This window comes from Paenibacillus sp. J31R30, from assembly GCF_059692115.1.
In genome coordinates, this window is the sequence record NZ_JCAUAV010000003.1 from 951,902 (window position 1) to 975,635 (window position 23,734).

The 23,734-nt window shown below is 47.4% G+C and carries 16 protein-coding genes; 13 read left to right on the forward strand and 3 right to left on the reverse strand.

Translation table 11 applies throughout. The features are described 5' to 3' along the window. The first annotated feature begins 14 nt into the window (after positions 1-14). The 12 genes from AC58QO_RS16180 to AC58QO_RS16235 all read left to right on the forward strand — a co-directional run bounded on the left by AC58QO_RS16180 (position 15) and on the right by AC58QO_RS16235 (position 17,675). Positions 15-1,292, forward strand: coding sequence for a DegT/DnrJ/EryC1/StrS family aminotransferase (locus AC58QO_RS16180; RefSeq protein ID WP_497267166.1), 1,278 nt, complete (start codon positions 15-17; stop codon positions 1,290-1,292). 40 nt (positions 1,293-1,332) lie between these two features. Further along, the gene (locus tag AC58QO_RS16185) at positions 1,333-3,021 is read left to right on the forward strand and encodes a polysaccharide deacetylase family protein (protein ID WP_497267168.1); all 1,689 of its coding nucleotides are present in this window, start codon (positions 1,333-1,335) and stop codon (positions 3,019-3,021) included. A gap of 4 nt (positions 3,022-3,025) precedes the next feature. Beyond that, positions 3,026-3,769: a creatininase family protein gene (locus AC58QO_RS16190; protein WP_497267170.1), complete on the forward strand. Its 744-nt coding sequence runs from the start codon at positions 3,026-3,028 to the stop codon at positions 3,767-3,769. Between the two features lie 31 nt (positions 3,770-3,800). After that, complete coding sequence (locus AC58QO_RS16195) at positions 3,801-4,673, forward strand: GNAT family N-acetyltransferase (protein WP_497267172.1); 873 nt, start codon at positions 3,801-3,803, stop codon at positions 4,671-4,673. Between the two features lie 93 nt (positions 4,674-4,766). Beyond that, positions 4,767-6,374 (forward strand): extracellular solute-binding protein, encoded by a 1,608-nt coding sequence (locus tag AC58QO_RS16200; RefSeq protein ID WP_497267175.1) that lies wholly within the window; start codon positions 4,767-4,769, stop codon positions 6,372-6,374. 91 nt (positions 6,375-6,465) lie between these two features. Beyond that, positions 6,466-7,644 (forward strand): N-acetylglucosamine-6-phosphate deacetylase, encoded by a 1,179-nt coding sequence (locus tag AC58QO_RS16205; RefSeq protein WP_497267177.1) that lies wholly within the window; start codon positions 6,466-6,468, stop codon positions 7,642-7,644. 105 nt (positions 7,645-7,749) lie between these two features. Further along, entirely contained in the window at positions 7,750-8,775 is a 1,026-nt protein-coding gene (locus tag AC58QO_RS16210; RefSeq protein WP_497267179.1) for a Gfo/Idh/MocA family protein, read from the forward strand. A 23-nt stretch (positions 8,776-8,798) separates the two neighbouring features. Then, positions 8,799-10,088, forward strand: coding sequence for a DegT/DnrJ/EryC1/StrS family aminotransferase (locus AC58QO_RS16215; protein WP_497267181.1), 1,290 nt, complete (start codon positions 8,799-8,801; stop codon positions 10,086-10,088). Continuing rightward, positions 10,064-10,963 (forward strand): Gfo/Idh/MocA family protein, encoded by a 900-nt coding sequence (locus tag AC58QO_RS16220; RefSeq protein ID WP_497267183.1) that lies wholly within the window; start codon positions 10,064-10,066, stop codon positions 10,961-10,963. Before AC58QO_RS16215 ends, AC58QO_RS16220 begins: the two co-directional genes overlap by 25 nt. A gap of 10 nt (positions 10,964-10,973) precedes the next feature. Continuing rightward, the gene (locus AC58QO_RS16225; protein ID WP_497267185.1) at positions 10,974-13,901 is read left to right on the forward strand and encodes a family 78 glycoside hydrolase catalytic domain; all 2,928 of its coding nucleotides are present in this window, start codon (positions 10,974-10,976) and stop codon (positions 13,899-13,901) included. Beyond that, entirely contained in the window at positions 13,894-15,204 is a 1,311-nt protein-coding gene (locus tag AC58QO_RS16230; RefSeq protein ID WP_497267187.1) for an aspartate aminotransferase family protein, read from the forward strand. Before AC58QO_RS16225 ends, AC58QO_RS16230 begins: the two co-directional genes overlap by 8 nt. Before the next feature lie 23 nt (positions 15,205-15,227). Next, positions 15,228-17,675, forward strand: coding sequence for a hypothetical protein (locus AC58QO_RS16235; RefSeq protein WP_497267189.1), 2,448 nt, complete (start codon positions 15,228-15,230; stop codon positions 17,673-17,675). Between the two features lie 100 nt (positions 17,676-17,775). On the opposite strand, the gene AC58QO_RS16240 is transcribed toward AC58QO_RS16235, so the two are convergent. The 3 genes from AC58QO_RS16240 to AC58QO_RS16250 all read right to left on the reverse strand — a co-directional run bounded on the left by AC58QO_RS16240 (position 17,776) and on the right by AC58QO_RS16250 (position 22,663). Next, a complete protein-coding gene (locus tag AC58QO_RS16240) occupies positions 17,776-20,196 on the reverse strand; it encodes a hypothetical protein (protein WP_497267191.1) in 2,421 nt (806 codons plus the stop codon). A 196-nt stretch (positions 20,197-20,392) separates the two neighbouring features. Then, positions 20,393-21,844 carry an aldehyde dehydrogenase family protein gene (locus AC58QO_RS16245; RefSeq protein WP_497267193.1) on the reverse strand — a complete coding sequence of 484 codons (1,452 nt, stop codon included), beginning with the start codon at positions 21,842-21,844 and terminating at the stop codon, positions 20,393-20,395. Positions 21,845-21,868: 24 nt separating this feature from the next. Then, the gene (locus AC58QO_RS16250; protein WP_497267195.1) at positions 21,869-22,663 is read right to left on the reverse strand and encodes a creatininase family protein; all 795 of its coding nucleotides are present in this window, start codon (positions 22,661-22,663) and stop codon (positions 21,869-21,871) included. Between the two features lie 133 nt (positions 22,664-22,796). On the opposite strand from AC58QO_RS16250, the gene AC58QO_RS16255 reads away from it, so the two are divergent. Next, complete coding sequence (locus AC58QO_RS16255; RefSeq protein ID WP_497267197.1) at positions 22,797-23,729, forward strand: hypothetical protein; 933 nt, start codon at positions 22,797-22,799, stop codon at positions 23,727-23,729. Positions 23,730-23,734: the final 5 nt, after the last annotated feature.

The window sequence follows — 23,734 nt, forward strand, 5'->3', positions numbered from 1 at the left end:
AGGAGGAAATGAATATGGAAAAGTTAGCGATCGACGGAGGACAACCGGTTAGGAGCAAACCGCTGCCTCCACCTTATAGAGGCTCGATGTTGATCGGTGAAGAGGAAATCGATTCGGTCTCTAAGGTGCTAGCCGCCCAATCACCGTTCCGTTACTATGGCCCGGATTTGCAGTATGCGGTAAAAACTTTGGAAGACATGATTGCACGGGACTTGAATATCCCTTATGTTCTGGGGGTCTCTTCTTGTACGGCAGGTTTGGTGGTTGCTATGAAGGCGCTTGGAATCGGTTACGGCGATAAGGTGATTGTACCAGCAAATACGTTCATTGCAACGGCAGGAGCTGTCGTAAGCAGTAATGCGGTGCCCGTATACGTTGACATGGACGAAACGCTCAACATGGATGCTGACGATCTAGAACGGGTTTACGATGAAGAAGTCAAAGCGATCATCGTGGTACACATCAACGGCAGTCCGTGTGACATGGATAAAATAATGGCTTTCGCCAAAAAGCACAATATCTATGTGATTGAAGACGTAGCCCAATCCCAAGGCTGTACATACAAAGGACGTATTTGCGGTACAATCGGGGACATTGGCGTATTTAGCTTTCAAATGAATAAAATGTTGACGGCAGGCGAAGGTGGAGCGGTTATCACTTCGAATCCCGACCTGTTCGAACGTGCTGTCCGGTATCACGATCAAGGAATGTTCCGGGACAAAGATCGTTTCCAAATCGAACCTCAATACATCATGTCTGGGCAAAATTACCGAATGAGCGAGCTAACAGGCGCTGTCATGATCGAACAGTGGAAGAAGCTCGATACCGTGATCGGTACGATGAGAAAGCATCACCGAAAAATTCGCTCGTTCATTGCGGCGGAGATGCCGAATGTGAGGTTCCGAGCGGCCGTTGATGACGACGGCGATACTGGCTGTGTACTTGGAATCGTTCATTCTACACTGGAACTGGCTCAAGAATACGCAGCAGCGATGAAAGCCGAAAATGTCTCTACTCATGCGATGTACGATGGGATTCCTTGTTATATGATTCCTTGTTTCTTCGAGCAGCGCACCGCCGAGAAGGACAATTTTCCGTATAATTATCCATTCAAGTACCCGGTCGTATACACCAAAGACATGTGTCCGAAATGCGATGACCTGCTTGGCAGAATAACAATCACCTTGATCAGTCCGATTCTCAGTGATGAAGAGGCAGACGAAATCGCTATAGCGGCTGTGAAAGTTTTAAAGGCACTGGAAGCCAAACAAAGCGCAAAGGCTCACGGTTGAATAAAGGAGTTTGAACTGTATCGGAAAGGAAGAATGACGCATGAACATAGCGAGAATCGGGATACTGCGGGACAAACGATTCATTGAGCAGCGATTGACTTACGGGCTCAATACGTTCGGTCTTTATGCTGGCGAAGTACTTTCCCATGCAGGCATCCCGTTCGAATGGATCGATGAGCTGCACCAGATTCTTGAGAATAAGTTTGATCTCATCCTTATTGCTGCAGCGCCAAGTCATGAGACCGCCAATGATACCATATGGCGATATGTGGAGCGTGGCGGTATAATTGTCACCTTCGCCGGATTAACGGGTATGGCACGCCGGCTAGGTTACGCCGGAACTGAGCCACTTACATCAGGCTATGCTCATCTGCCGGAGGGGAAGGGCGACACGAGACCGCTGCGCTATTTAGGGGCATCACCTTGGGTGAAGCAGAAAGAGCCTGCAGAAGCATGCAAGGAGTGGGGGACCATTGCAAATGTTCCCCTTGGCGTTTCTTGTGGGCCCTTGCTGCAACAATTCACAATCGGTTTAGGAACAATCGAACGTTGGAGCGTCGATGTGATGGGAACGATTGTTGGTTTACAGCAGGGAACAGGACCCGTTCTGGAAGACGGGACACCAGCTTCTGATGGGACTGGGAACTTGAACGATGGTCTCCTTAAAGCTGAAGACGGGTTAGAGCTGAATTGGGAATATGATAGAAAAACGACAGAAACGGGAGCAGCTTACTTCGCACATCCGTACGCGGATTTATGGCGAGAAGCGGTTATATCTCATATTCTCGAACGAATGGTTGATAAGCAAAAACCTATTCCTTTTTCCGACTATTGGCCAGAAGGAATAGATAAAGTAGCCATGATTTCACATGATAGCGATCGGAATTTTGACGAAGACGCGGTCACTACCCTGGAAACACTAGCAACCGCGAGCATTCACACATCTTGGTGCATGATGAAGCCTGGGTACAGTGAATGGCTTTATGAGCGAATTGTGGGAGCGGGTCATGAGCTGGCCCTTCATTTTAACGCCAATATCAACGAAGGTGGCAGCTGGAATCACGCGGATTTCAAACGGCAATTCGAGTGGCTTAGGGACACCGTCCCGAGCAAAGTGATCAGTAATAAAAACCATTTCACCCGATTTGAGGGCTGGGGTGAGCTGTTCCAGTGGTGTGAAGAATGCGGCATCGAATCGGATCAGACGAGAGGGCCCAGCAAATCGGGAGCGGCTGGGTTCCTTTTCGGAACCTGTCAACCGTATTATCCAATGGCTTGGTCCAATGAAAGCAATCGGCTATATGATGTGCTGGAAATTGGATTTTTGACGCAGGATATTCCGCAGTTTACCGATGCGAGCGTCATTGTCCCCTTTTTAGAAGAGGTGGAAAATGTTCGCGGTGTAGCGCACTTCTTATACCATCAAGGACGCATCCACAGCTCCCCGGAGGTTCGTGAGGCTATGCTCTTAACAGTGCATATTGCAAAAGAACGCGGATTCACGTTCTGGACAGGGGGACAAATTAACCGCTGGGAGCGAAAACGAAGACAAATGAAAATTACCGGTTTGGATGAAAAAGGGTATGTCATCATCAGAACTGAGAACGATGAACACTTTACGGAGAAAGCTGTTTTTTGGCGTCCAATTTTAATAGAAGATGAGCTAGATGCAGCGCAACGTGTTGAAGTACGCTTTGGCGTCAAGTGTGTACAACTGAAAAGAGGGTGAGCCTATGCTTACAATGTACAATAATCGAAATGATTTTCAGAATACTGAATGTGACACTGCGATTTTGCCAGTAGGCGCACTGGAGCAGCACGGAAGTCATCTTCCGTACGGTACAGACACTATTATTGCCGGTGCGCTGGCAGAAAGACTAGCCATAACGCTAGATGCCTACCTGCTTCCTCCAATTAGTATTGCTTCTTCCATCGAACACCGTGCTGCTAAAGGTACCGTTTATCTCAAGGCAGATACGCTTGCGCTTGTCATCAGAGATATTGCTGAATCTCTGTTATTCTCTGGCTTTAGACGCCTTCTTCTCATCAACGGACACGGTGGAAATTGGATACTAAAGCCGACAATTCGGCAGCTTAACAGGGACTTTACAGACCGCTTAGCTGCGATGGAAGTCATTCTCATCCATACTTCGGTAGCGCAAGGACGACAGCATGAAGTCATGGAGCATACGAAGCTCGATATCCACGGTGGTGAAAAAGAAACCTCGCATATTCTGCATCTGTGTCCTGAACATGTTAAGGATTACGTACCGCAAGCTGCTCCGACGACGGTGCCTCAGGATTTCATGGATTATTTTGATGTGACCGAATTGACAGAGGATGGTTACTGGGGTTATCCAGAGGCTGCTAGCGCAGAGAAGGGCCAAAAAATGATGGACTTAATGGAAGAATGCTCTTTAGCATATTTGCAACAAATAGAGAGGGAAAGAGAAAGAATCCGCAAATTGAAGAACTAAAACTCGATCATTCAAGAAGTGAGGGACATCCATGAAAGAGAGTGGTTTGAGCATACGGGTAATGATAGAGGAAGATATTCCTTTTGCCATGGAATTGAAAAATATGGCAGGTTGGAACCAAGTGGAGAACGATTGGCGGGGATATAGGCAATATGCCAAAGAAGGCTGTTTTCTCGCAGAAATAGGTGGAGAGAGAGCGGGTACTGCAACGGCCATCCCTTATGAGAACCGGTTCGGCTGGGTAGGCATGGTACTCGTACATCCTTCTCATAGAAGATTCGGCATTGGGACTGCCCTGCTCCAGAAAACGATCAATTTTCTAGAAGATCACGGCGTTGACAGCATTAAGCTGGACGCTACACCAATGGGGAAGAAGGTCTACATTCCACTCGGGTTTCAGGATGAGTATGAAGTTTCAAGATATCAGGGAAACTCACCCATCCTGCCTCTTCATCAGATGGACTCAGAACGATCTGCGGAGCCTATCACTCATGGAGACTTGGATGAGATCACTGCCTTTGATGCACTTAGCTTTGGAGCCAATCGCGGAGAAATTCTGCATACACTATTTAAGCGGCATAAAGAACTGGCATTTTATGTGAAGAAGGACGGCGTTGTAGTCGGATACCTGCTTGCCAGAGTTGGTTTCGAAGCGGTGCAGATCGGTCCATGGGCAGCTGTTGATGAATGGACGGCAGAGGCGCTTTTTGTAGAGGTCTTGCGAAACACCCCAGGCAAAGGAATATTTTTGGACGTTCCTAAACCAAACCATTCAGGTATAGCTTTGATGGAAAAGTACGGTTTTGAAGTACAAAGAGAGTTTTGCCGGATGTTTTTAGGAGAGAATCGGTATCCTGGGCAACCGGAGCATATCTACGGAACCTCTGGCGCTGAAAAAGGCTGAAAATTCTAATAAATATATTTACTTGATGATAGGTTATTCGTTAGAATTAAAGGAGATGAAGATCGCTTTCTTCAAAGGGGGAACGAAAGGATCATGAACAAACGTCTTCTTATGTTTTTGATTACCGTTTTGGGCACGAGCAGCCTTCTAACATCTTGCCAAGGTACGGATAAAGCAACACTTACGCAACCCGTTAATAAGGTTTCAAAAAAGCCGATCGACATCACCATTCTCATGCAGGACGGCGGTAATCAATACGCACAGAACATAACAGAGGACGATAAGTATTTTAAGGAAATGTCGAGGCTTTTCAGCCAATTTACCGGTACCCCATACAATGTTAAGTTTGAAATGGTTAGCTCCAGCATTTATGATAAACAGCTTGCCATTCGTTTTGCTTCTGGTAATATTCCCGAAGTTATGTGGTCGTCCCGCATCGACAATCCAAGTCATCCCAACGCGGTCGAGGACGGTGTGTTTCTAGAGCTTGGGCCGCTCATTGACAAATATGGTCCAAACTTGAAAAAGGATATTCCCCCTGGAGCCTGGGATGATCCTCGTGTAAGTAAAAACGGAAAAATTTATGGAATTCCCAAAATGTCAGCACTTCCGAACATGCTTGTATTGTTATACCGTAAAGATTGGCTGGACAAGCTAGGCATGAATGAACCGAAAACAATGAATGAGTATTTGGCGTTCTTCGATGCGATTAAGAATCTCGATATGAACGACGATGGCAACACAACCGATGAGGTACCTTTTGCCATGCGCAAAGGGCTTGCTTTCTCCGAAGCCTTCTTCGGATATTTCGGTGCCCATCCAGATGCGTGGCAATATCGCGAAGGTCGCTTTGTTCCGAATTTGATTATACCTGAAATGAAGGATGCGATCCGTTTTTACAAAATGCTGTACGATAAGGGCTACGTAAATCGAGATATGTTCACGATGAAGGAAAATGATTGGGGAGACCTGATTCATCAAGGCAAAGTGGGTATGTGGTTTCATCAAGTGCAAGTTCTGACAAGTGGAGGTCAAGATTATTTGTTCACCGATCCGAACGCTAAAGTAGGGGTCCTGCCAGGCCCGATGAATGCACAAGGAAAAGTGAATTTGGTTCCAGAAAGAACAGGTGTGAACAACGTCTATACCATCTCGTCTAATGCTGCGCACCCAGAGGATATCATAAAGTTCTTTGACTGGGTACACTCGGATGATCCGGCTAAAACCAAGTTTTTTGCTTATGGGATAGAAGGGGTCAATTATAAGGTAACGAATGGTAATGTCGAGTGGGACCCGAATGCGAAAGTCAATCTGGACAAAGGTACAAGGGCCTTTTACCAAGTTATGATTAACCCAGCCGGTGATTCTAGGATGTCTCCACTTGTCGTTAAGGCAGGCAAATTTGCCGACTTGACTCAGAAAGGGATCGACTATACGAAAATGAATTTCTTTAAAGACGAGTCCATGTATATGCCAACCCCGGATTTACTGAAAGCGAAGCCAGAGTTGGGATATCGAGACGGCTCCTTATATATGGATATGTTTATAAAAGTGTTGACGGATCGAGAACCCCTCGATACTGCTTTTGACAAGTTCGTTACAGACTGGAAAAAGCAAGGCGGGGATCAGGTTATTCAAGAGGCAACGAAATGGTATAAAAGCTATTATGAGAAAACCTCTATCGGAGCCATTCAAAAATGATGCTTTCTATTGTGTTAAAAAAATAATATTCTGTCTAACAGCCCGTTTATGTACGCGATAAACGGGCTGTTTATTTAGGAGGAGAACGCTTATGCAAGAGATACAAGCTACACATTATAAAACCGGTGAATCGATCATCGTTACTGTGAATAAAGGCATCATTACTGACATCCGTGCTGTACCTAATGATTGTGATTACAAAGACCAATGGTTGGTTGCACCTGGGCTTGTTGATTTGCAAATGAATGGCTGCATGGGTATTGATTTAAACGTGTTTCCAATAGATTCAAAGCGTGTACATTCGATGGTACGCGAGGTGTGGAAAGAGGGGGTTACGACATTTTTTCCTACGATCACGACGAATTCGGAGGCTAACATATCGGAAGCGATGACAGCGATTGCTAAGGCTTGCGATGAAGATTCTTCGACGGATGCAACAGTAGGCGGCATTCATCTGGAGGGACCGTTCATATCACCTGAGAATGGCCCTAGAGGAGCTCATAAACGGGAATATGTTTGCGAGCCCGATTGGGATGCCTTCCTGCGTTGGCAGGAGGCGGCAGGTGGACGAATAAGGATAGTTACATTATCCCCTGAATGGTCAAGTTCCACTGATTTCATTCGTCGATGCTCAGAAAGCGGAATTATAGTCGCAATCGGGCATACTGCCGCATCTCCGGAGCAAATTAGGGATGCAGTCTCTGCTGGTGCCCGGATGGCGACCCATTTTGGAAACGGAGCCCATCTAACACTTCCCCGTCACCCAAATTATTTATGGGAACAGCTGGCCCAAGACTCACTTTGGGTTTCTTTAATTGCGGATGGGTTCCACTTGCCTGAATCTTTTCTTAAAGTCGTGATGCGAGTGAAGCAGGAATGTGCCATTCTCGTTAGTGATGCGGTGCATCTAAGCGGGATGCCTCCCGGCAAATACTTCTCTCACAATCGCGTGCATGTTGTGAAAACAAACGAAGGCCGTCTTCACTTAGCGGATGAACCTCAGCTGCTAGCCGGTTCAGCACAAATGCTTCCATGGGGGATCGCGCATTTGATACGTAAGAAGCTGAGCTCCTTGCACGAAGCGTGGGAAATGGCTTCTGTTCGTCCGTCGACTTTGATGAATTTGCCATCAAAAACCGGGCTGCAAATAGGAGGTCCAGCTGATCTTGTTCTTTTTAAGCAGGCGGTTGACGGAGCGATTTCTATCTGCGAGACCTATAAACAGGGGATTTCCCGGTATGCAATTGAAGCACAAAAAGACATGTTTTAACGCTAAAAACCATGTTCAAACCCGCTCAAATTGACTAATCTGAATATGAATTTAGGGAAAGGGTGCTTTCTAATATGTTGAACAAATCGAGAAGTGGAAGTTAACATGACAAATTGGGGTTTCGGTCTTATAGGCTGCGGTTCCGTTGCTGACGTTCATTTAGAAGCTTTACGGGGTATCGAACATGCAAGAATTGTTACAGTTGCCAGTAGAAATGAGCAACGTGCACGGGCGACGAGCGAACGCTATGCTTGCGGATGTACAACCGATTACCATGACATTTTGGATAACCAGGAAATTGATATCGTTTGCATAACGACAGGCAGCGGCAGTCATGGCCGCATCGGTATGGAAGCCCTGCATGCGGGCAAACACGTACTGGTTGAGAAACCTATTGCTATGTCAGCGGATGAGGCTTCAGCGATGATCCGTTTAGCGGAGGAGAAACAACTGACTTTGTCTGTCGTGTCACAGACGCGATTCTTTCCGCATCATCAGCTGCTCAAGCGGACGATTGAAGAGGGGCATATCGGCAGCCTGCTGCTTGTGGAGGTTTCTCGACCATTTTATCGATCACAGGCCTATTATGATGAAGCGGATTGGCGCGGGACGAAAGCCGAGGATGGTGGGGCCTTACTTAATCAAGGTATCCATTCGATTGATCTGCTGCTCTGGCTTGCTGGTAAGGTGAAGTCTGTAGCTGGGCGAACAGCGACGCAAACGCATCATATGGAATCCGAGGACATGGGGCTCGCTATGTTAACCATGGAGAACGGAGGATTCGCCACCCTTATGTGCACAACCTCCGCAATACCTGGATTCCCACCTAGCATTAATGTTTACGGAGATAAAGGAACGATCAAAATTGTAGGTCAAGAGATCACCCATTGGACGGTTCCTGGCAGCCCTCTTCCAAACTATGAGAATGACAAGATAAGTGGAAATGCCGGTGCTGATCCCCGAAATCTTAACTCCGCTTATCATAAAATGCAAATCATCGATTTTATCGAATCCGTAAGTCAAAGGCGAAAGCCAGCTGTAACAGGTGAAGCTGGCAGAGACGCAGTTCGCCTAATTGAGTTGATCCACCGCTCATCGGAGCAGGGTGGAATACCCGTTCCATTCGAATAAAACCAGTCAAGGAGGAATATTCCATGAAGGAACAATTAGCTATGAATGGTGGAGAACCGGTTCGCAGTAAACCGCTGCCGCCGATGTTGAGAGGTGCAATGCTTTACGGAGAGGAAGAGACGACGCATGTAGCTAATGTCGTGGCCGCAGGCTCGCCGTTCCGTTATTATGGACCGAATCTACAGGGAGCTGTTGAGGAGTTTGAACGGCTTATGGCGGAACGGTTGAATGTTTCCTATGTGCTTGGCGTTTCGTCTTGTACAGCGGCACTCATTGTTGCATTAAAAGCTCTTGGTATTGGCTATGGGGATAAAGTGATCGTTCCAGCGAACACATTCACCGCAACAGCGGGAGCGGTCGTGTGCGCGAATGCCGTTCCGGTATTCGTGGATATGGACGACACGCTAAATATGGATGTGGATGACTTAGAAAGAGTGATGGATGACGAAGTGAAGGCAATCATCGCGGTTCATATCAATGGGAGCGCTTGCGACATGGACCGAGTAATGGCATTTGCTCGTAAGTACGATCTTCCGGTTATTGAAGACGTCGCGCAATCACTTGGCTGTACCTATAAGGGACGCTACTGTGGCACGATCGGGGATATCGGCGTATATAGCTTTCAAATGCAAAAAATTCTCACTGCTGGTGAAGGCGGTGCAGTAGTCACGAATTCGCCGGAACTGTTCGAAAGGGCAGCCCGCTATCATGATCAGGGTAATTTCCGAGACAAAGGCAAGTATCAAATTACGCCTCAGTTTTCGTTCATCGGACAAAATTACCGGATGAATGAAATGACCGGTGCTGTCATGATTGAGCAATGGAAAAAGCTTGATTCGGTCATCTCCGCTATGCGGAAGCATCACCTAACGATTCGCGAAGCTTTGAATACGCAATTGCCAGGTATTCGAATTCGTCCTTCGATTGATCTGCAGGGCGATGTTGACTGCGTTTTTGCGCTGCAGCATGCTACGAAAGCAGCTGCAGATGCATTTGTGAAAGCGATGAACGCGGAGAACATCTTCTGCTTCAAAATGTACGGAGGAGAGCCGATTTACATGCAATCATTTATTCTTCATCAGCAAACAACGGATAAAGATAACTTTCCTTTTAACTATCCGTTCCAAAAACCGGTCGTCTACAGCAAAGGGATGTGCCCGCACGCGGAAGACTTACTTCAGCGGACTACGCTCCTGCCAGTAAGCCCGATTATGACGGACGAGGACACACAGGATATCATCAACGCCGTGGTTAAAGTGTGTAAAGGTCTGAAGCTGGAGGGAATCTCATGGCCGAACTCAAGCTTGGCTTAATTGGTTTAGACACTTCCCATTGTAAAGTGTTCTCCAAAATTTTGAACGATCCACATGATCCTAATCATATCTCAGGGGGCCGCATAATTGCGGCTTTTCCCGGTGGATCACCAGACTTTAAAGCGAGCGCAACACGAGTGGAGGGATACACAAACGAGCTTCGAGACGGGCTGGGGGTTCACATTGCGGAATCTCCTGAAGAAGTGGCCTCGAGCTGCGACGCGATACTAATCACCTCCGTAGACGGTCGGGTGCATCCTGAGCAATTTGCCAAGATTGCTCCTTTTGGAAAACCTGTTTTTATAGATAAACCTTTTGCAGTCAGTCTGAAGGAAGCCCTAACGATAGCCCATACCGCAGAGCAGTTCGGCGTTCAATGGATGAGCGGTTCAGTACGCCGATATGCGGATGCCTTGAACACGTCGCTGAGCAGGGAGGACAGCTGTAACATAACTGGGGCTGACTGCTATGGTCCGATCGAATTCACACCTACACAGCCTGGCTATTATTGGTACGGTATTCATCTTGTTGACGTGCTTTATCGGGTACTTGGAACTGGTTGCCATTCAGTCACGGCTTTCTCTGGGAATGGTCATGAAACGGTTACTGCGGTCTGGCAAGACGGTCGTATCGGAACTTTGCGGGGGAATCTGCACAATGGCACACACGGAACTTGGATTCACCGGGACAAGACCTCGGAGTACGTGGACACGGCCGCTGATGGGCTGCGAAAGTATGCGAATTTAATGCAGGATATTCTGCATATGTTTCGAACTAGAGAGCCCCGCATTAACCCGCAGGAGACCTTGGAAATTATTCGGTTCATAGAAGCGGTCAATGAAAGTCGAGTAAGTGGAAAAACCGTAACGCTCTAGGGGGCTTCATATGCAATTAATAGCAGATGGATTAGCACATTGGATCTGGTCAGATACAGAGGAGAGTCCACGAAACGAGTGGAGATGTTTTCGTAAATCGTTTGAAATGCCGACTGAAGGTTGGGATTCGGCTAAAATAGCAATCACAGCGGATTCACGATACGTGCTTTACATAAACGGGGAGCTATTAGGCCGTGGACCTGCTCGCTCGTGGCCTTCCGAGCAATTTTATGATGTTTATGATATTGGTAGGTTACTAAAACCAGGTAAGACTAATACCATTGCTGTTCTTGTACAGCATTTTGGCTTATCCACCTTTTATTATTTGAGAGGGCGGGGCGGTCTAGTTGCACAGTTTGAGCTCCATTCGCAGGATCAGAAGGTTCATTCCATGGGCACGGATGCTTCGTGGTTGACGTCACGCCATCTAGGGCAGGACCCTCGTGCGCCAAGAATGTCGACGCAGAATGCTTTTGCAGAACGAATCGATGCAAGAAAGTGGGACAGCACTTGGGTAAATTCTGACTATAACGATACCCATTGGACACCGGCAACCCGAATAGGGTCTGTTGGAATGGAACCGTGGACAAAGCTTGTTCCTCGTGATATTCCTTTCCTGACCGAGGAGCTAATTTATCCAGCGCGAATTGAAAGTTTAAGCAAAGTTAAGCCAATTCGATGGAACGCTTATATTGACATTCGCTGTCAAATGGTACCCGGCAGTGAGAGTCACATGAACGCGGTCACGTTTGGCGGATATCTGGCTACGGTTATTCGTGTGCCGAAAAAGACGAAAGCCATCCTTGGTTTTCCCAACTCAAGTATTTTCGGTCCCCTTGCGATAGGGGGAGTTGTATACACGACTGAACAATTCTACGGGTCTAAACCGGAGAAATATGTAGAAGTTGAGCTAGCGGAAGGTGACAACCTGTTTTATATGGATATCACCGGAGCTGATCATTCGGTAGGCTTTTATATGGGAATTGACTGTGAAGAGCCATTCGAGATCGCATCCCCGCTTCCATCTGGTGATTCAGAATCTCCGTTCATTACGATAGGGCCGTTTGAGTATGAAGTTGTTGCCAGCCGCCCCGTTGATCGAAAAGTCGTTTGTTCTCATCCTGACTATATCAAAGCCAAAGGCATATCTTCAAAAGAAGAGTTAGCGGACTTTCAGAAATGGGTGAAGCCAGTATCGAAGACGCTCGTCGACGATGATAATATTTTTACGCTAAGTGTGTGGAAAAACCGAACGGACGCACTTGCCGTGCCGAATCAGCTGCAAAATATCGTTAAAGCAAGCCCTATACCTGCTGAAATTCCCTGCTTTAATGGGCTAGATACGGAACTAATCATCGATTTCGGACGAATTACTTCCGGTTTTATAACATTTGAGACAGAATGCCCCGCCGGTACGATCCTAGACTTTTATGGATTCGAATTTATGGAAGACGGGTGGCGGCAGGAAACATACAAGTTAAACAATACACTGCGCTACGTGTGCCGAGATGGTTTTCAATCCTATGTGTCTTCAGTTCGCCGGGGCCTTCGCTATTTGATGGTGACTATACGTCATGGGCAAATGGAAAAGCCAGGACCTGTTCGCCTGTATAACGTGGGAATGAGGCAAAGCACATATCCAGTTGCTGAGATTGGACGGTTTCAATGCTCCGATTCGCTGCTTACAAAAATATGGGAAATTAGCCAGCATACCGTCCGGTTGTGCATGGAGGATACCTTTGTAGATTGTCCCACCTATGAGCAGGCGTTCTGGGTTGGAGACGCGCGCAACGAAGCGTTAATCGGGTATTACTTGTTTGATGCGGAGCCTCTTGTTCGTCACTCTCTGAGCTTAGTACCTGGCTCTTCAGGACAATCACCTTACTATGTCAGTCAAGTACCAAGCGGTTGGAGTTCCGTCATACCGAATTGGACGTTTTTCTGGGTAATGGCTTGCAAAGAATATTATCAACGTACGGCTGATGTGGCTTTCGTAGAACAGATTTGGCCTCACATTCGATTTACCTTAGATCATTACCTATCTCATCTGAATGAACAAGATTTATTTGATTTCCAAGGCTGGAATTTCTTTGACTGGGCTGAAATTGATCAGCCTAATGACGGGATTGTCACGCATCAAAATTTATTTTTGATGAAGGCCCTGCAAGAGGCCTCGGAGTTAGCACAACTAACAGGTGACCAACAAACATACGCGCTTTATGATAAGGCTGCCACCAAGCTAATGACAGCGATCAACCTATATTTATGGTCGGAGGATGGCAAAGCCTATTTCGACTGTATTCATGCAGATGGCCGTAAGTCGGATCGCTTCAGCATGCAAACCCAAGTAGTGGCTTCATTATGTGAGGCAGCAAAAGGAGATCGTGAAGCGATCATCGATCGTTACCTCGTGGCTTCTCCTTCTGAGTACGTACAGGTTGGAAGTCCGTTCATGTCTTTCTTTTATTATGAAGCTTTAGCCCAAAAAGGTCTCTATAGTCAGATGATAGATGATATCCGGACACGGTTCGGGCAGATGATCGAGCACGACGCAACGGCTTGTTGGGAAATGTTCCCGAATTCTACAAATCGGCAAAATGATAAATTTCTTTCACGCAGTCATTGTCATGCATGGTCGGCTGCGCCCGGATATTTTTTTGGAGCTTATATACTGGGGGTTCGAAGCAAGATCCCGGGTTGGCAAGAAATTATTGTTGAACCGAACCCTTGCGGATTGGAGTGGGCGCGAGGCAGTGTGCCTCTGCCTGTGGACGGACGAATTGATGTTTATTGGAAAGTCGAGGAACAGGGTAAGATTACGATTCGTGTCGAGGCCCCGTCTCATATTCATGTAGATATTCGTGTTCCGAACGGCTTTGAAGGACGTGTAGTGCTCTTACAAAATATTGCGGTAAACGGAGGGGACACCCATGAATAGCTACGCTCAATCGAAGTCCCGTTATGACACATCCTCTCAATATTTAGCAGGGGGAGTAGCCAGTTCGCTTAGGGCAGCAATGAAACCTGCTCCACTTTTCGCTGATTCGGCTTCCGGCGCTTATATTCGTGACGTCGATGGTAATGAATATGTCGATTATTTGCTAGCATATGGACCACTTATTCTGGGTCATGCCCATCCAGAGCTAACGAATCGTGTCCATAAGGCTATGCAGGGCGGATTCACGTATGGGCTTCAGCATAAAGGAGAAATTGAACTGGCGAAGCGTCTTGTAGAGGTGCTTCCAGGTGCAGAGCTTGCAGCATTCAGTGGTTCTGGCACCGAGGCCGTCATGCTTGCGCTGCGCGTAGCGAAGGCTTACACGGGTAAACGCAAAATCATACGGTTCCACGGTCATTACCATGGATGGTCGGATTCAATATTCACCTCTTTCCCGAGTGCTGACATGAAAAAAGGAGTCGGACAGGCGATCGCAGATTCTGCCATCCTTCCAGGAACAGGAGGACAGAGTGAAGTTAGTCTACAGGAAATCATCTTGCTGCCTTGGAACGATCCTCAAGCGCTGGAAGACACCTTAAGAACGCATCACAATGAGATTGCCGCAGTCATTACAGAGCCTGTCATGTGTAACTCTGGCTGCCTCGCTCCTCGGCCTGGTTACTTAGAGACGATGCGAAAGCTAACCGAAGAACTCGGTATTACGCTTATTTTCGATGAAGTGATTACGGGATTCCGACTTGGACTTGCAGGTGCTCATGGGCGTTTCGGCATCCTGCCTGATTTAATTGTCATGGGAAAAGCTTTAGCTGGCGGTATCGCGCTTAGTGCGGTAGCCGGTAAAAAGGAATGGATGAATCTTATCGCTACAGGTGAGGTTAGTCATTTAGGGACGTTGAACGGTAATTGTATCTCGACTTCGGCGGCCCTAGCTGTACTAGATGTGCTTTCACGGGATGAAGGAGCTGCTTTTCATCTGATGGAAACCACCGCAAATGCGTTAGTCAACGGACTTCGCGGATTGCTGCAAAAACATGGAATCCCTGGCGTGGTGAATCAGACTGGGCCGGTATTTCACATGATGTTCGTCGACCTGCCGGAGGTAATTGATTTTGCTGGGTTCTCCAAACGGGATGCTAGTAAATATACGACGTTTGCGGAGCGAATGCTGCATCAAGGGGTGTTAGTAAGGCCGAATGGTTTATGGTACGTTTCCGCAGTCCACGGAGAAGAAGAAGTGAAAAAGACACTCCGTGCCGCTGACATTGTACTGAGCAGCCTTTAATATCGAGATAGGAGAAATCGTTCATGTCCAACGAAGAGAGCATACGTATTCGAACGATCGCTTGGCACAAAGCTTCCGAGAACGAAATGTCCGCACGCATACGCCGTATTTTGCAAAAGTGGCTGCCTTATGCTGACAAGCAGTTTGCAAATTGGTCTTGGCGCGATTCGTGCGGGCATTTTTTTGGCGGTGCCTATTGGTATGGGCTGGAAACCGCCTATACGGCATCCGTCTACGCTTTGCTTGCAAAGCTTCCGAATTATGAGGAAAAGATGACTGGAATACCTCGAGATGAGGTCAAGCGGAAAGCTATTGCAGCGATCCGCTATTTAGGCTTCACTCATGATTCAGGACCGGAGGACTGTGTACGGGCTGAAGGTAGGAACCGTTTTTGCAGTTTGACAAAATGGGGGGGAAGAGGACAAAAGTTTTTCCCCGCCAGCCAAACCGGCGTGACCGTTGCTTCCTTCGGGTTATCGTCATGGCTGCTTTGGGAAGATCTAGACAACGAAACACGCTGTTTAGTCCAAAACGTGCTGACCGAATATGCGGACCGCTGGAGCGAAGAAGATCCGAGAAATGGTGCTTATCATGACACACAGACAGAGGAAAATGCTTGGACTGCAGGCGGAATTGCAGCGGCACTTGCGCTTTTTCCTAACCACCCACGACATGTAAGTTGGAAAAAAGGTTTTGAAGCCTGGTCACTAAACGCGATCACAACGCCAATCGATCGAGCTAGGGAACCGAAGTCGATAAAAACCGTAACGTTTCACCCAGACTTTACAACGGAAAACCACGGGTTCGCACACCCCGGATATATATGTGCAGGCATAAATCTTCGAGGGATTCATGCTATTTTTTCCTTAATAGGTGATGAACCCATTGCGGAAACAGTGCTGTATAACAACGAACGTCTCTACAATAAAACGATTAAAGTGTGGGCGCAGTTTGACGGTTTGGCTGTCCCTGTCCAGGGCCAGGATTGGTGGTATAACAGGCAGCATGAACGTCAATTTACGCATGCATTTATGAATGTAATACACGGCGACAGCGATGCGTCTTTGTTAGAACGAAGAGCTCTTGCCGTTATCGAAGGTATTCAGAATAGTAATGAAGAGGGTTGCCTTCTAGAGGAAAATGGGGAGCAGTGCATTATCTCCGGTTATCAAACGGCAAAGGATATGGAGCATACATCCGCCAAGGACCTGGTCGCTTCCTGCCTGCTGCATTTATTTGGCGGGGCAGGTGCTGAACCCAGTGATATGGACGAGATGGCCGATAGGTTGAGTGGCGTCTACGTATATCCCTATGGCTGCTCGGTGATTCACAGGACGCGTAACAGCTTCTCCAGCTTCAGCTGGCGTAACCGTGTGATGGGACTTACGATCCCTGCAAAAGGTTGTTGGAGCATCACACCGCTGCCCGCTAGTTACACGGGTACGGTTCAGTTTGAGGTGGATTCACAAAGAACTTTATACTCGAACGAACGATATATTCTGCAAACCGAGAGGGAAAACATTCGTGATTATGAGGATGCTTTCGGTGCGATAGCTTCGCTAATGCGTGGAGTCGATGAGCTTCGCCAGGATGTGGCTTTCGTATCTTTGCCGGATGGGAAAACCGTCTACGTAGAATGTATTCAGGTGTTGAAATCTTGTAAGATTGCAGAAATGAATACGGGAATGATCGGAATCCGCAATGAGCGATTCCGTGCATTGCCGGACTTGGCCCAAGGACACAAGACGATTTACTTCCCAGATCAAACTGCTTGCTTCGAAGGATTTTACGGTCGTGAACTGAATGGGATTACAGATTATGCCCCCGCAGAATGGATACAGGTGGAGGATGAAATCGGATATGTTTTGTTCGGTTCCCACGGAATACGTTACATCAATCAGCATGAATATCAGAAATGGAAGGGCGTCGAGGATATTCTAATTTTAAACCGGCGCAGTGAAGAAACGTACAACGGTCCGAGCACATTGGAGCCTTTCGTCGTGGTTTCCCTGCCGAATCGAACCAAGGAAGAGACGAAGGCCATCGCGACTCTCACGCACCTTTTTACTTGTGAAGAAGAGGGTGTAGTGTTGCTTGGTTGTGAGGGGCAGCTTATATTTGCGAATTTCAATACGACTGCTTTGACTGTCCGTGCCAAAAGGGAATGTAAATTGAATCTTAACAGAATTCCTTTATACGAAGGGAATAATCGGATTGAAGGGCATACCTACTCTTGGAGTGGCAGATTGGACGGGTTTACAAGCGGATTTCGAAATAGTGATTGGGTACTGGAACGTTTGGACGCTGGTCAAGAGGATACATGTCATGTAGAGATATCAGTGCTGCCTGATCGTCTTTATGTGACGAACAGTTGTGAAGAAAGCATCTCTATTGTGCTTCAGCAAACTGATGACGGGCATCGGCGAATGATCGAGCTTGCGCCAGGCTTAACGGAAGTTTTAGAGTTTTAAATAAAGGCAAAAAGAGGGAAGTGATTGGATAAACAACGGAAAGAAGCCCTTGAATACCTCCTGACGGAAGTTTCGAGGGCTTTTCGTTAGTTATAACCGTTTAACGATAGTCGGCACGAATATTGAGTTTGCCCGTAAGTCCAGTCAGATCAATCGTCTCTGTACTAGTATTGAATTTGTTGTAAGGTTGACCGTTCACTTTGACGCCGATTAGCTGCTTGTTTGCAGGAACACGTAGTCGCAGTTGGAGGTTACCGATAGGTTTCTGGCTAGGTATATCAAGGTCAGCCACAACTTGATTATGCTTGATGTTGGAAGTAATGGCATAGCTAATAGGTCCGAACAGGGAAGGGGCATTGTTAATTTGAATTTTCTTCCCATTTTCAAGCCAGCCCCTCGGCGTAGAAAAGGCCAGTTGCATGCTTTGCGGTTCGCCCTTGTTGTTGGTCACATCATTGATCAGCATAAGCCGCAATAGTCTTAAGAAGAAGCCGTTGTTGGCGCTGTTCGGCGAGAGATACATTCCCCGGTAATACTCGTTTGATCCCCAACCGGTATCAAAGCTAGGCGGCGGGCAGGGGTCTTTTGCACAAATGCCAAACTGCTTTGGCCATTTGGAGGCAAGTGGGCCAACATTAGCTGCTTCGCCGGTAATAAAGGTGTTTCTTGTCATGCCGTGAGCCAGATGATTGTAAAGGCTCAGAACCATCTGATCGGGTTGATCGTTATCTGCTAAAAACTTGATGTGCTCAGCCTCGTAAACGGTGTTGATTGCGCCGTCTCGAACCTTTAGCAGCCCCATCAGACGAGAACCATGGTTATAGAGATATTGGAGCGTTGCTTTCGCCTCAGGAGTACCAGGAGCATATGCTTGAGCAGCAAATCCGTAATGAGCAACCAGATTCCAATAACTGCCCAGTACAGTTACTGGCAGATGGTCATAAGGATCTTCATTATCCAGCAGCATCGCCTTCGTGAATAGGCTGCCATCCGCCATTAAAGTGCTAGATTGTTTTATAGCTTTATCAAACCAGACTCGCAGATCGTCTGCAATCGGGCCGTATTGGTTGGCCAGATCTGTTTGACCCAGTTCTTTCCATACGGAAACCATATTTTGCAAACCGAAGAGCGCCGTCCCGATTTGGTGCAGTCCATAGACTTTGTTGGGAACATCACTGGAGTATTGCTGACGTTCCAGTAGATGATTGGAATCGCTAGCATGTTGGGTTGCCAGATCGACTGCATAAGCTTTATACGCCTCTAGATTTTCAATAATCAGAGAAGAGTCTCCCGTTAATCGGTAATAGTCAGAAGCATAAGAAAGCTTCTCGCCAATTTCCCAGTTGCGACGGGTGATGCCTTTGGATTTGGGCAATAAGTCTTGAAGAGCTTGTTTATAAACGTTGGTGAATCCATAGCGTCCAAGCGTCCCCATTGTGGTACTGCTTTCCGGCTGATAAAAGGCCTCGTAAGCATTTCCCAAGCTATAGCGCCAATTCATAAGCAGATCCTGAATCAAAAGGTTACGCTGGGCATCCATGATATTACTCTCAGGGACTTGGAAGAGATTCCCTTCCGACAACCTATTCTCCCAGTATGTCGTAGAATCGACCCGGGCCTGATCCTGTCCGCTTTTATTCGCCTGGACCGCGGGTGCATTGGCGATCGGGGTGACCGGTCTCACGATGTAGACGGAATCACCAATTCCATTATTTAGTTTATCAAGGTTGTAGACTAGATCAGAATTGCTGAACGTGGCACCGGGGCTGAAATACAGATAGGTGCGACCCTGATCGTCGATCAGTTGATTCCCCACTTGGTGAAGATTACAGTTGCTACATACCTGGAATCTGATGCTAATTGGCTTGTGTTGCGTTTTACCATGGCCGCGTTGGGCTGTAATTTTTATGTAGCTGGCTACAAGATTGGTATCTGGAAGGTTGGTCGCGAGTGACTCCTGTTGATATTCAATCCCGTCATGATCGCGATATTGCAGCTCAAGGATCGGAAGATATCCTTTGTACAATACTGGAGTGCTTAGGTTGGTCAAACATGAGCCGAATTGTTCTTGACCACCCGCACCGACAAAAATTCTAGTGCTAAGACTTGTGTTATCGGCTTTATTCGAAATAATCTGACTGCCATCGGCTGAAGTCAAAGCCAAATCTCCGCGGGCGGTTGGCTGTTGAGGCTGCCCGAACGGGATGTAATAGACTCCTGTGTCCGTCAAAAAACCTCCTTGCGCTGCAGGGGCGATCGCGTACATGATGGGTGTGAAGAAGTCCTTCACGTTGTCAAAAGTGGGACCCTCAGGCTTGGCTAGAATCTGTTGACCGTATACATCCTGCGTTGTAGTCAATGCCTCAACTACTCGGTTTTTGTACACGGCGCTGAGAGTCGGTTCCTGTGTACCGGGCGGGCATCCGATTGTTCCGGGGTTAAGTCCTATCGTGATCGCCGATTCTGAACCTTCTGCATAAGCCGGAAGAAGAGCAGTCGTTAGGAATAGGCACAGAATCATGAAGCACATGAGCATTGGTTTGATTAATTTTTGCATTAGCTATAACACACTCCTTTACTTAATTAGGATTGCAGTTAATAGACATAACCGACCAAATTCACATGAAGATCACATCCCTTCATCAACATACGATGAATTAAGGAACTGACGTCTGTTGCAAGAACGAGTAGAAACATTAATCGCCGGAACTTTTTGCTTATTCTGTTATGGCAGGTCTATCGAAGTAGACGGTCTTGACTTGGGTGTAAAACTCACGAGCCGATTTCCCTTGCTCACGTGAATTGGAGCTTGATTCCTTCATTCCCCCGAATGGGACATGTGGTTCTGCACCAGCTGTTTCGGAGTTCACATGGACAATACCGCATTCAATTTCATCGACGTAACGCATGGCTTTACCGATATCACGAGTGAAAACAGCTGTACTTAGACCGAACTGACTCGTATTAACGAGAGAAATGGCATCACTTAGATTAGCTGCTGGCACGACCGAAACGACAGGTCCGAAGATCTCTTCGGTAGCCAGACGACTGTTAGGATCGACATCGGTGAATACCGTTGGCGTTACAAAGAAACCTTCTGATCCGAGAGTTTCGCCTCCCGTGACTAGTTGAGCTCCTTCTTCTTTTCCGATTTGTATGTAGTCTAATACGTTTCGTTGCTGAGCAAGGGAAGCAAGCGGACCCATGTAAGTTTGTGAATCTAACGGGTTCCCCACGACTAGCTTTCGGCAACGCTCGGCTAGCGCTTCGGTGAATGCGTTCAATAATGGAGCTTCAACGATGACACGGCTGGTAGCGGTACATTTTTGTCCGGTCGAGCGCATGGCTCCACGGATCGTCATTTCAACGGCTAAATCCAAGTCAGCATCTGCTAGAACGACAACGGCATTCTTACCGCCCATTTCTAGCTGATACTTCTTACCAAGCTCAGCACTGGCAATAGCGATGCTTCGACCAACACCATTGGAACCGGTAAAGGAAATTCCTCGCACTTGATTGTCTGTGGTAAGAGCGGGTCCGAGAACGGATCCCGGACCGAACACGACGTTGAGCACGCCATCCGGAAGCCCAGCATCCACTAGAGCACTAGTTAAATGATAGGCTGTCAACGGAGTGAGATCTGCTGGCTTCCAAACCACGGAGTTGCCGTAAATGAGGGCTGGTGCGATTTTCCATGCAGGAATTGCGATAGGGAAGTTCCATGGTGTTATGACACCAACTACGCCAATTGGATCCCTGCGTGTGTATAGAAGTGTACTCGGATCGGATGCACCGTAGACTTCGCCGGTTTCCTGACGGGCTTCTCCGGCGTAGTAACGAAAAATCGCTGCAGCCCGCATCGTTTCTCCAATGGCTTCAGGTAATGTTTTTCCTTCTTCCAAAACCAAATCCTTGCCAATGATTTCGGCACGAGCTGTGAGTAACTCAGCTGCGCGATATAGAATCTCACCGCGAGCGACAATACTCATGCTGCGCCATTTGGGGAATGCAGCTGCCGCTGCAGTTGTAGCATTCTGAAGATCATGGGCATCGCTGTCTGGAAATTCAGACAAAATCTCTGAAGATTTCGTAGGGTTTATATTTGGACGCTGGCGTCCGGATTGGGCTCCGACCCATTGGCCGGCAATTAGATTATGATAACTTTTCAACGATTCCAACTCCTATTCGTAGTTTTAGTTCAACTTCAGTTGATGAAATCTAACGAATTCAGCAGCAAGGGTTCGGGAGATAATTTCGAGAATTTTCTGCCCGCTTTCCGCGCTTGCTGAGCCCGCATCGTCGCTGTAGCCGTCAATCGCTGCCCAACTGCCATGGCGTTGGATAAGCGGGCCAGTAGAAGGATCTCTAGGTGTTAAAGGGATGGGGCGGTGGTTCGGTAAAGGCAGCAACTCGGTTCTCACCAAATCAGGTCGTAACGCAAGAAGTAAAGAAGTTTCAAAACCACCAGCATGGCCGGGGACGATTCCCAAGCTCCCAGCTTGCCCTTCCTGTACGATTTGATCCCAAGCGATTGTCCAATAGGAGACGGCTCCAGCAATAACGGGGTGACGAAGAGCAAGTTCACGGGCCGCGAGTCGCACGCATTCTTCATTTCCGCCATGGGAATTGATCAAGTAAATTCGGCGAAAGCCACTGCTCACCAAGGAATCAGTCAAGTCGCGCAACACGCTAATTAACGTATCGCCCGAAAGTGACATTGCTCCCGGATAGATAAGGTGATGGTGCGAGGAACCATAAGTCACGACGGGGCAGACCAAGATTGGAATCTCATCATTAGCTCGTGCTGCAGCTTGAAGGGTAATGCTTTCTGCTAATAGGGAGTCCGTCCAAACGGGCAGATGCGGTCCGTGTTGTTCAATCGCAGCCACAGGTAAGATGACGGTTGCATCAGGAGCCCATTTCCCGATTTCATCCCGGTTCAATTCTTGAAAAAGCAGGCTCCCTGGTCGATCTGAAAACGTATACATTTGGAAAAATCCTCCTTTACACCCGAACTCACTCCTATTATACTTGGAATATCAACATTTTTGAAGTGGATTTCAATATACTGAACTAAATTTATTTGTCTGATCTATTTACAATAAAACCGGGGGTGCTGTTATGAATGAAACGCGTGATTTTTTGGCGAGTTTAGGTTATCCGACGGGAGATGCTCATCATCTTCCAACTTCATCCAAACGTTTTGCAGATGGGGCGCAAGTTCGATTTGAAATTCCGAGTGTAGAAGGACCTAACGCTCTCGCGGCTACTTTAGAAACAGCCAAGGAATACGGCGTAATCATCCACCGTGTTTCGCAAGGCAGCGGAATCATGATGCACACCGATTCAGAAATTCGCGAGATGCTCGAACTTGCGGAGGCTGCTGGTGTTGAGGTCAGTTTGTTTGTAGGACCTCGTACGACATGGGACATTACAGCGGCAAGTCACACCCCTGCAGGTAAAGGTCAAGCATTGCGACACGAAGGGATGGATCAATTAATCTATGCCGTTGAAGATATTAAGCGGGGCTGCCGTTTGGGACTGAGGGGTGTACTCATTGCCGATGAAGGTCTTCTTGCAATTGTTGGCCAAATGAGGAAGGCAGGACAACTGCCAGCTGAATTGGTCGTAAAAGGCTCAGTTTCACTTGGAGCAGCAAACCCTGTCTCCATTAAGCAAATGGAGACGCTTGGCGCAGACACCTATAATGTACCAACGTCACTTACATTAGCCCGTTTGGGAGCAATTCGTGAAGCTGTTGATATGCCAATTGATATTTATGTGGAAGCACCTGACGATTTTGGCGGTGCTATTCGCTTTTACGAAATTCCGGAAATTGTCAGGGTTGTTTCACCGGTTTATGTGAAATTCGGGCTAAGAAATGCGGCTAATGTATACCCAAGCGGTATGCACATTGAACAAATGGCAATAGCCCAATGCAAGGAGAAGGTTCGACGGGCTGCATTAGGATTGGAAATTTTACAGCGCTATTATCCTGAAGCCATTATTTCCAAGCCCGGAGCAGCAGGATTGGCTGTACCGAAACTCCGATAATGAAA

Bases quoted from the DNA above. Each gene is read 5' to 3' on its own strand.
- AC58QO_RS16195 (WP_497267172.1), top strand. From the start codon at position 3,801: ATGAAAGAGAGTGGTTTGAGCATACGGGTAATGATAGAGGAAGATATT.
- AC58QO_RS16185 (WP_497267168.1), top strand. From the start codon at position 1,333: ATGAACATAGCGAGAATCGGGATACTGCGGGACAAACGATTCATTGAG.
- AC58QO_RS16190 (WP_497267170.1), top strand. From the start codon at position 3,026: ATGCTTACAATGTACAATAATCGAAATGATTTTCAGAATACTGAATGT.
- AC58QO_RS16255 (WP_497267197.1), top strand. From the start codon at position 22,797: ATGAATGAAACGCGTGATTTTTTGGCGAGTTTAGGTTATCCGACGGGA.
- AC58QO_RS16215 (WP_497267181.1), top strand. From the start codon at position 8,799: ATGAAGGAACAATTAGCTATGAATGGTGGAGAACCGGTTCGCAGTAAA.
- AC58QO_RS16210 (WP_497267179.1), top strand. From the start codon at position 7,750: ATGACAAATTGGGGTTTCGGTCTTATAGGCTGCGGTTCCGTTGCTGAC.
- AC58QO_RS16225 (WP_497267185.1), top strand. From the start codon at position 10,974: ATGCAATTAATAGCAGATGGATTAGCACATTGGATCTGGTCAGATACA.
- AC58QO_RS16200 (WP_497267175.1), top strand. From the start codon at position 4,767: ATGAACAAACGTCTTCTTATGTTTTTGATTACCGTTTTGGGCACGAGC.
- AC58QO_RS16180 (WP_497267166.1), top strand. From the start codon at position 15: ATGGAAAAGTTAGCGATCGACGGAGGACAACCGGTTAGGAGCAAACCG.
- AC58QO_RS16205 (WP_497267177.1), top strand. From the start codon at position 6,466: ATGCAAGAGATACAAGCTACACATTATAAAACCGGTGAATCGATCATC.
- AC58QO_RS16235 (WP_497267189.1), top strand. From the start codon at position 15,228: ATGTCCAACGAAGAGAGCATACGTATTCGAACGATCGCTTGGCACAAA.
- AC58QO_RS16220 (WP_497267183.1), top strand. From the start codon at position 10,064: ATGGCCGAACTCAAGCTTGGCTTAATTGGTTTAGACACTTCCCATTGT.
- AC58QO_RS16250 (WP_497267195.1), bottom strand. From the start codon at position 22,663: ATGTATACGTTTTCAGATCGACCAGGGAGCCTGCTTTTTCAAGAATTG.
- AC58QO_RS16240 (WP_497267191.1), bottom strand. From the start codon at position 20,196: ATGATTCTGTGCCTATTCCTAACGACTGCTCTTCTTCCGGCTTATGCA.
- AC58QO_RS16230 (WP_497267187.1), top strand. From the start codon at position 13,894: ATGAATAGCTACGCTCAATCGAAGTCCCGTTATGACACATCCTCTCAA.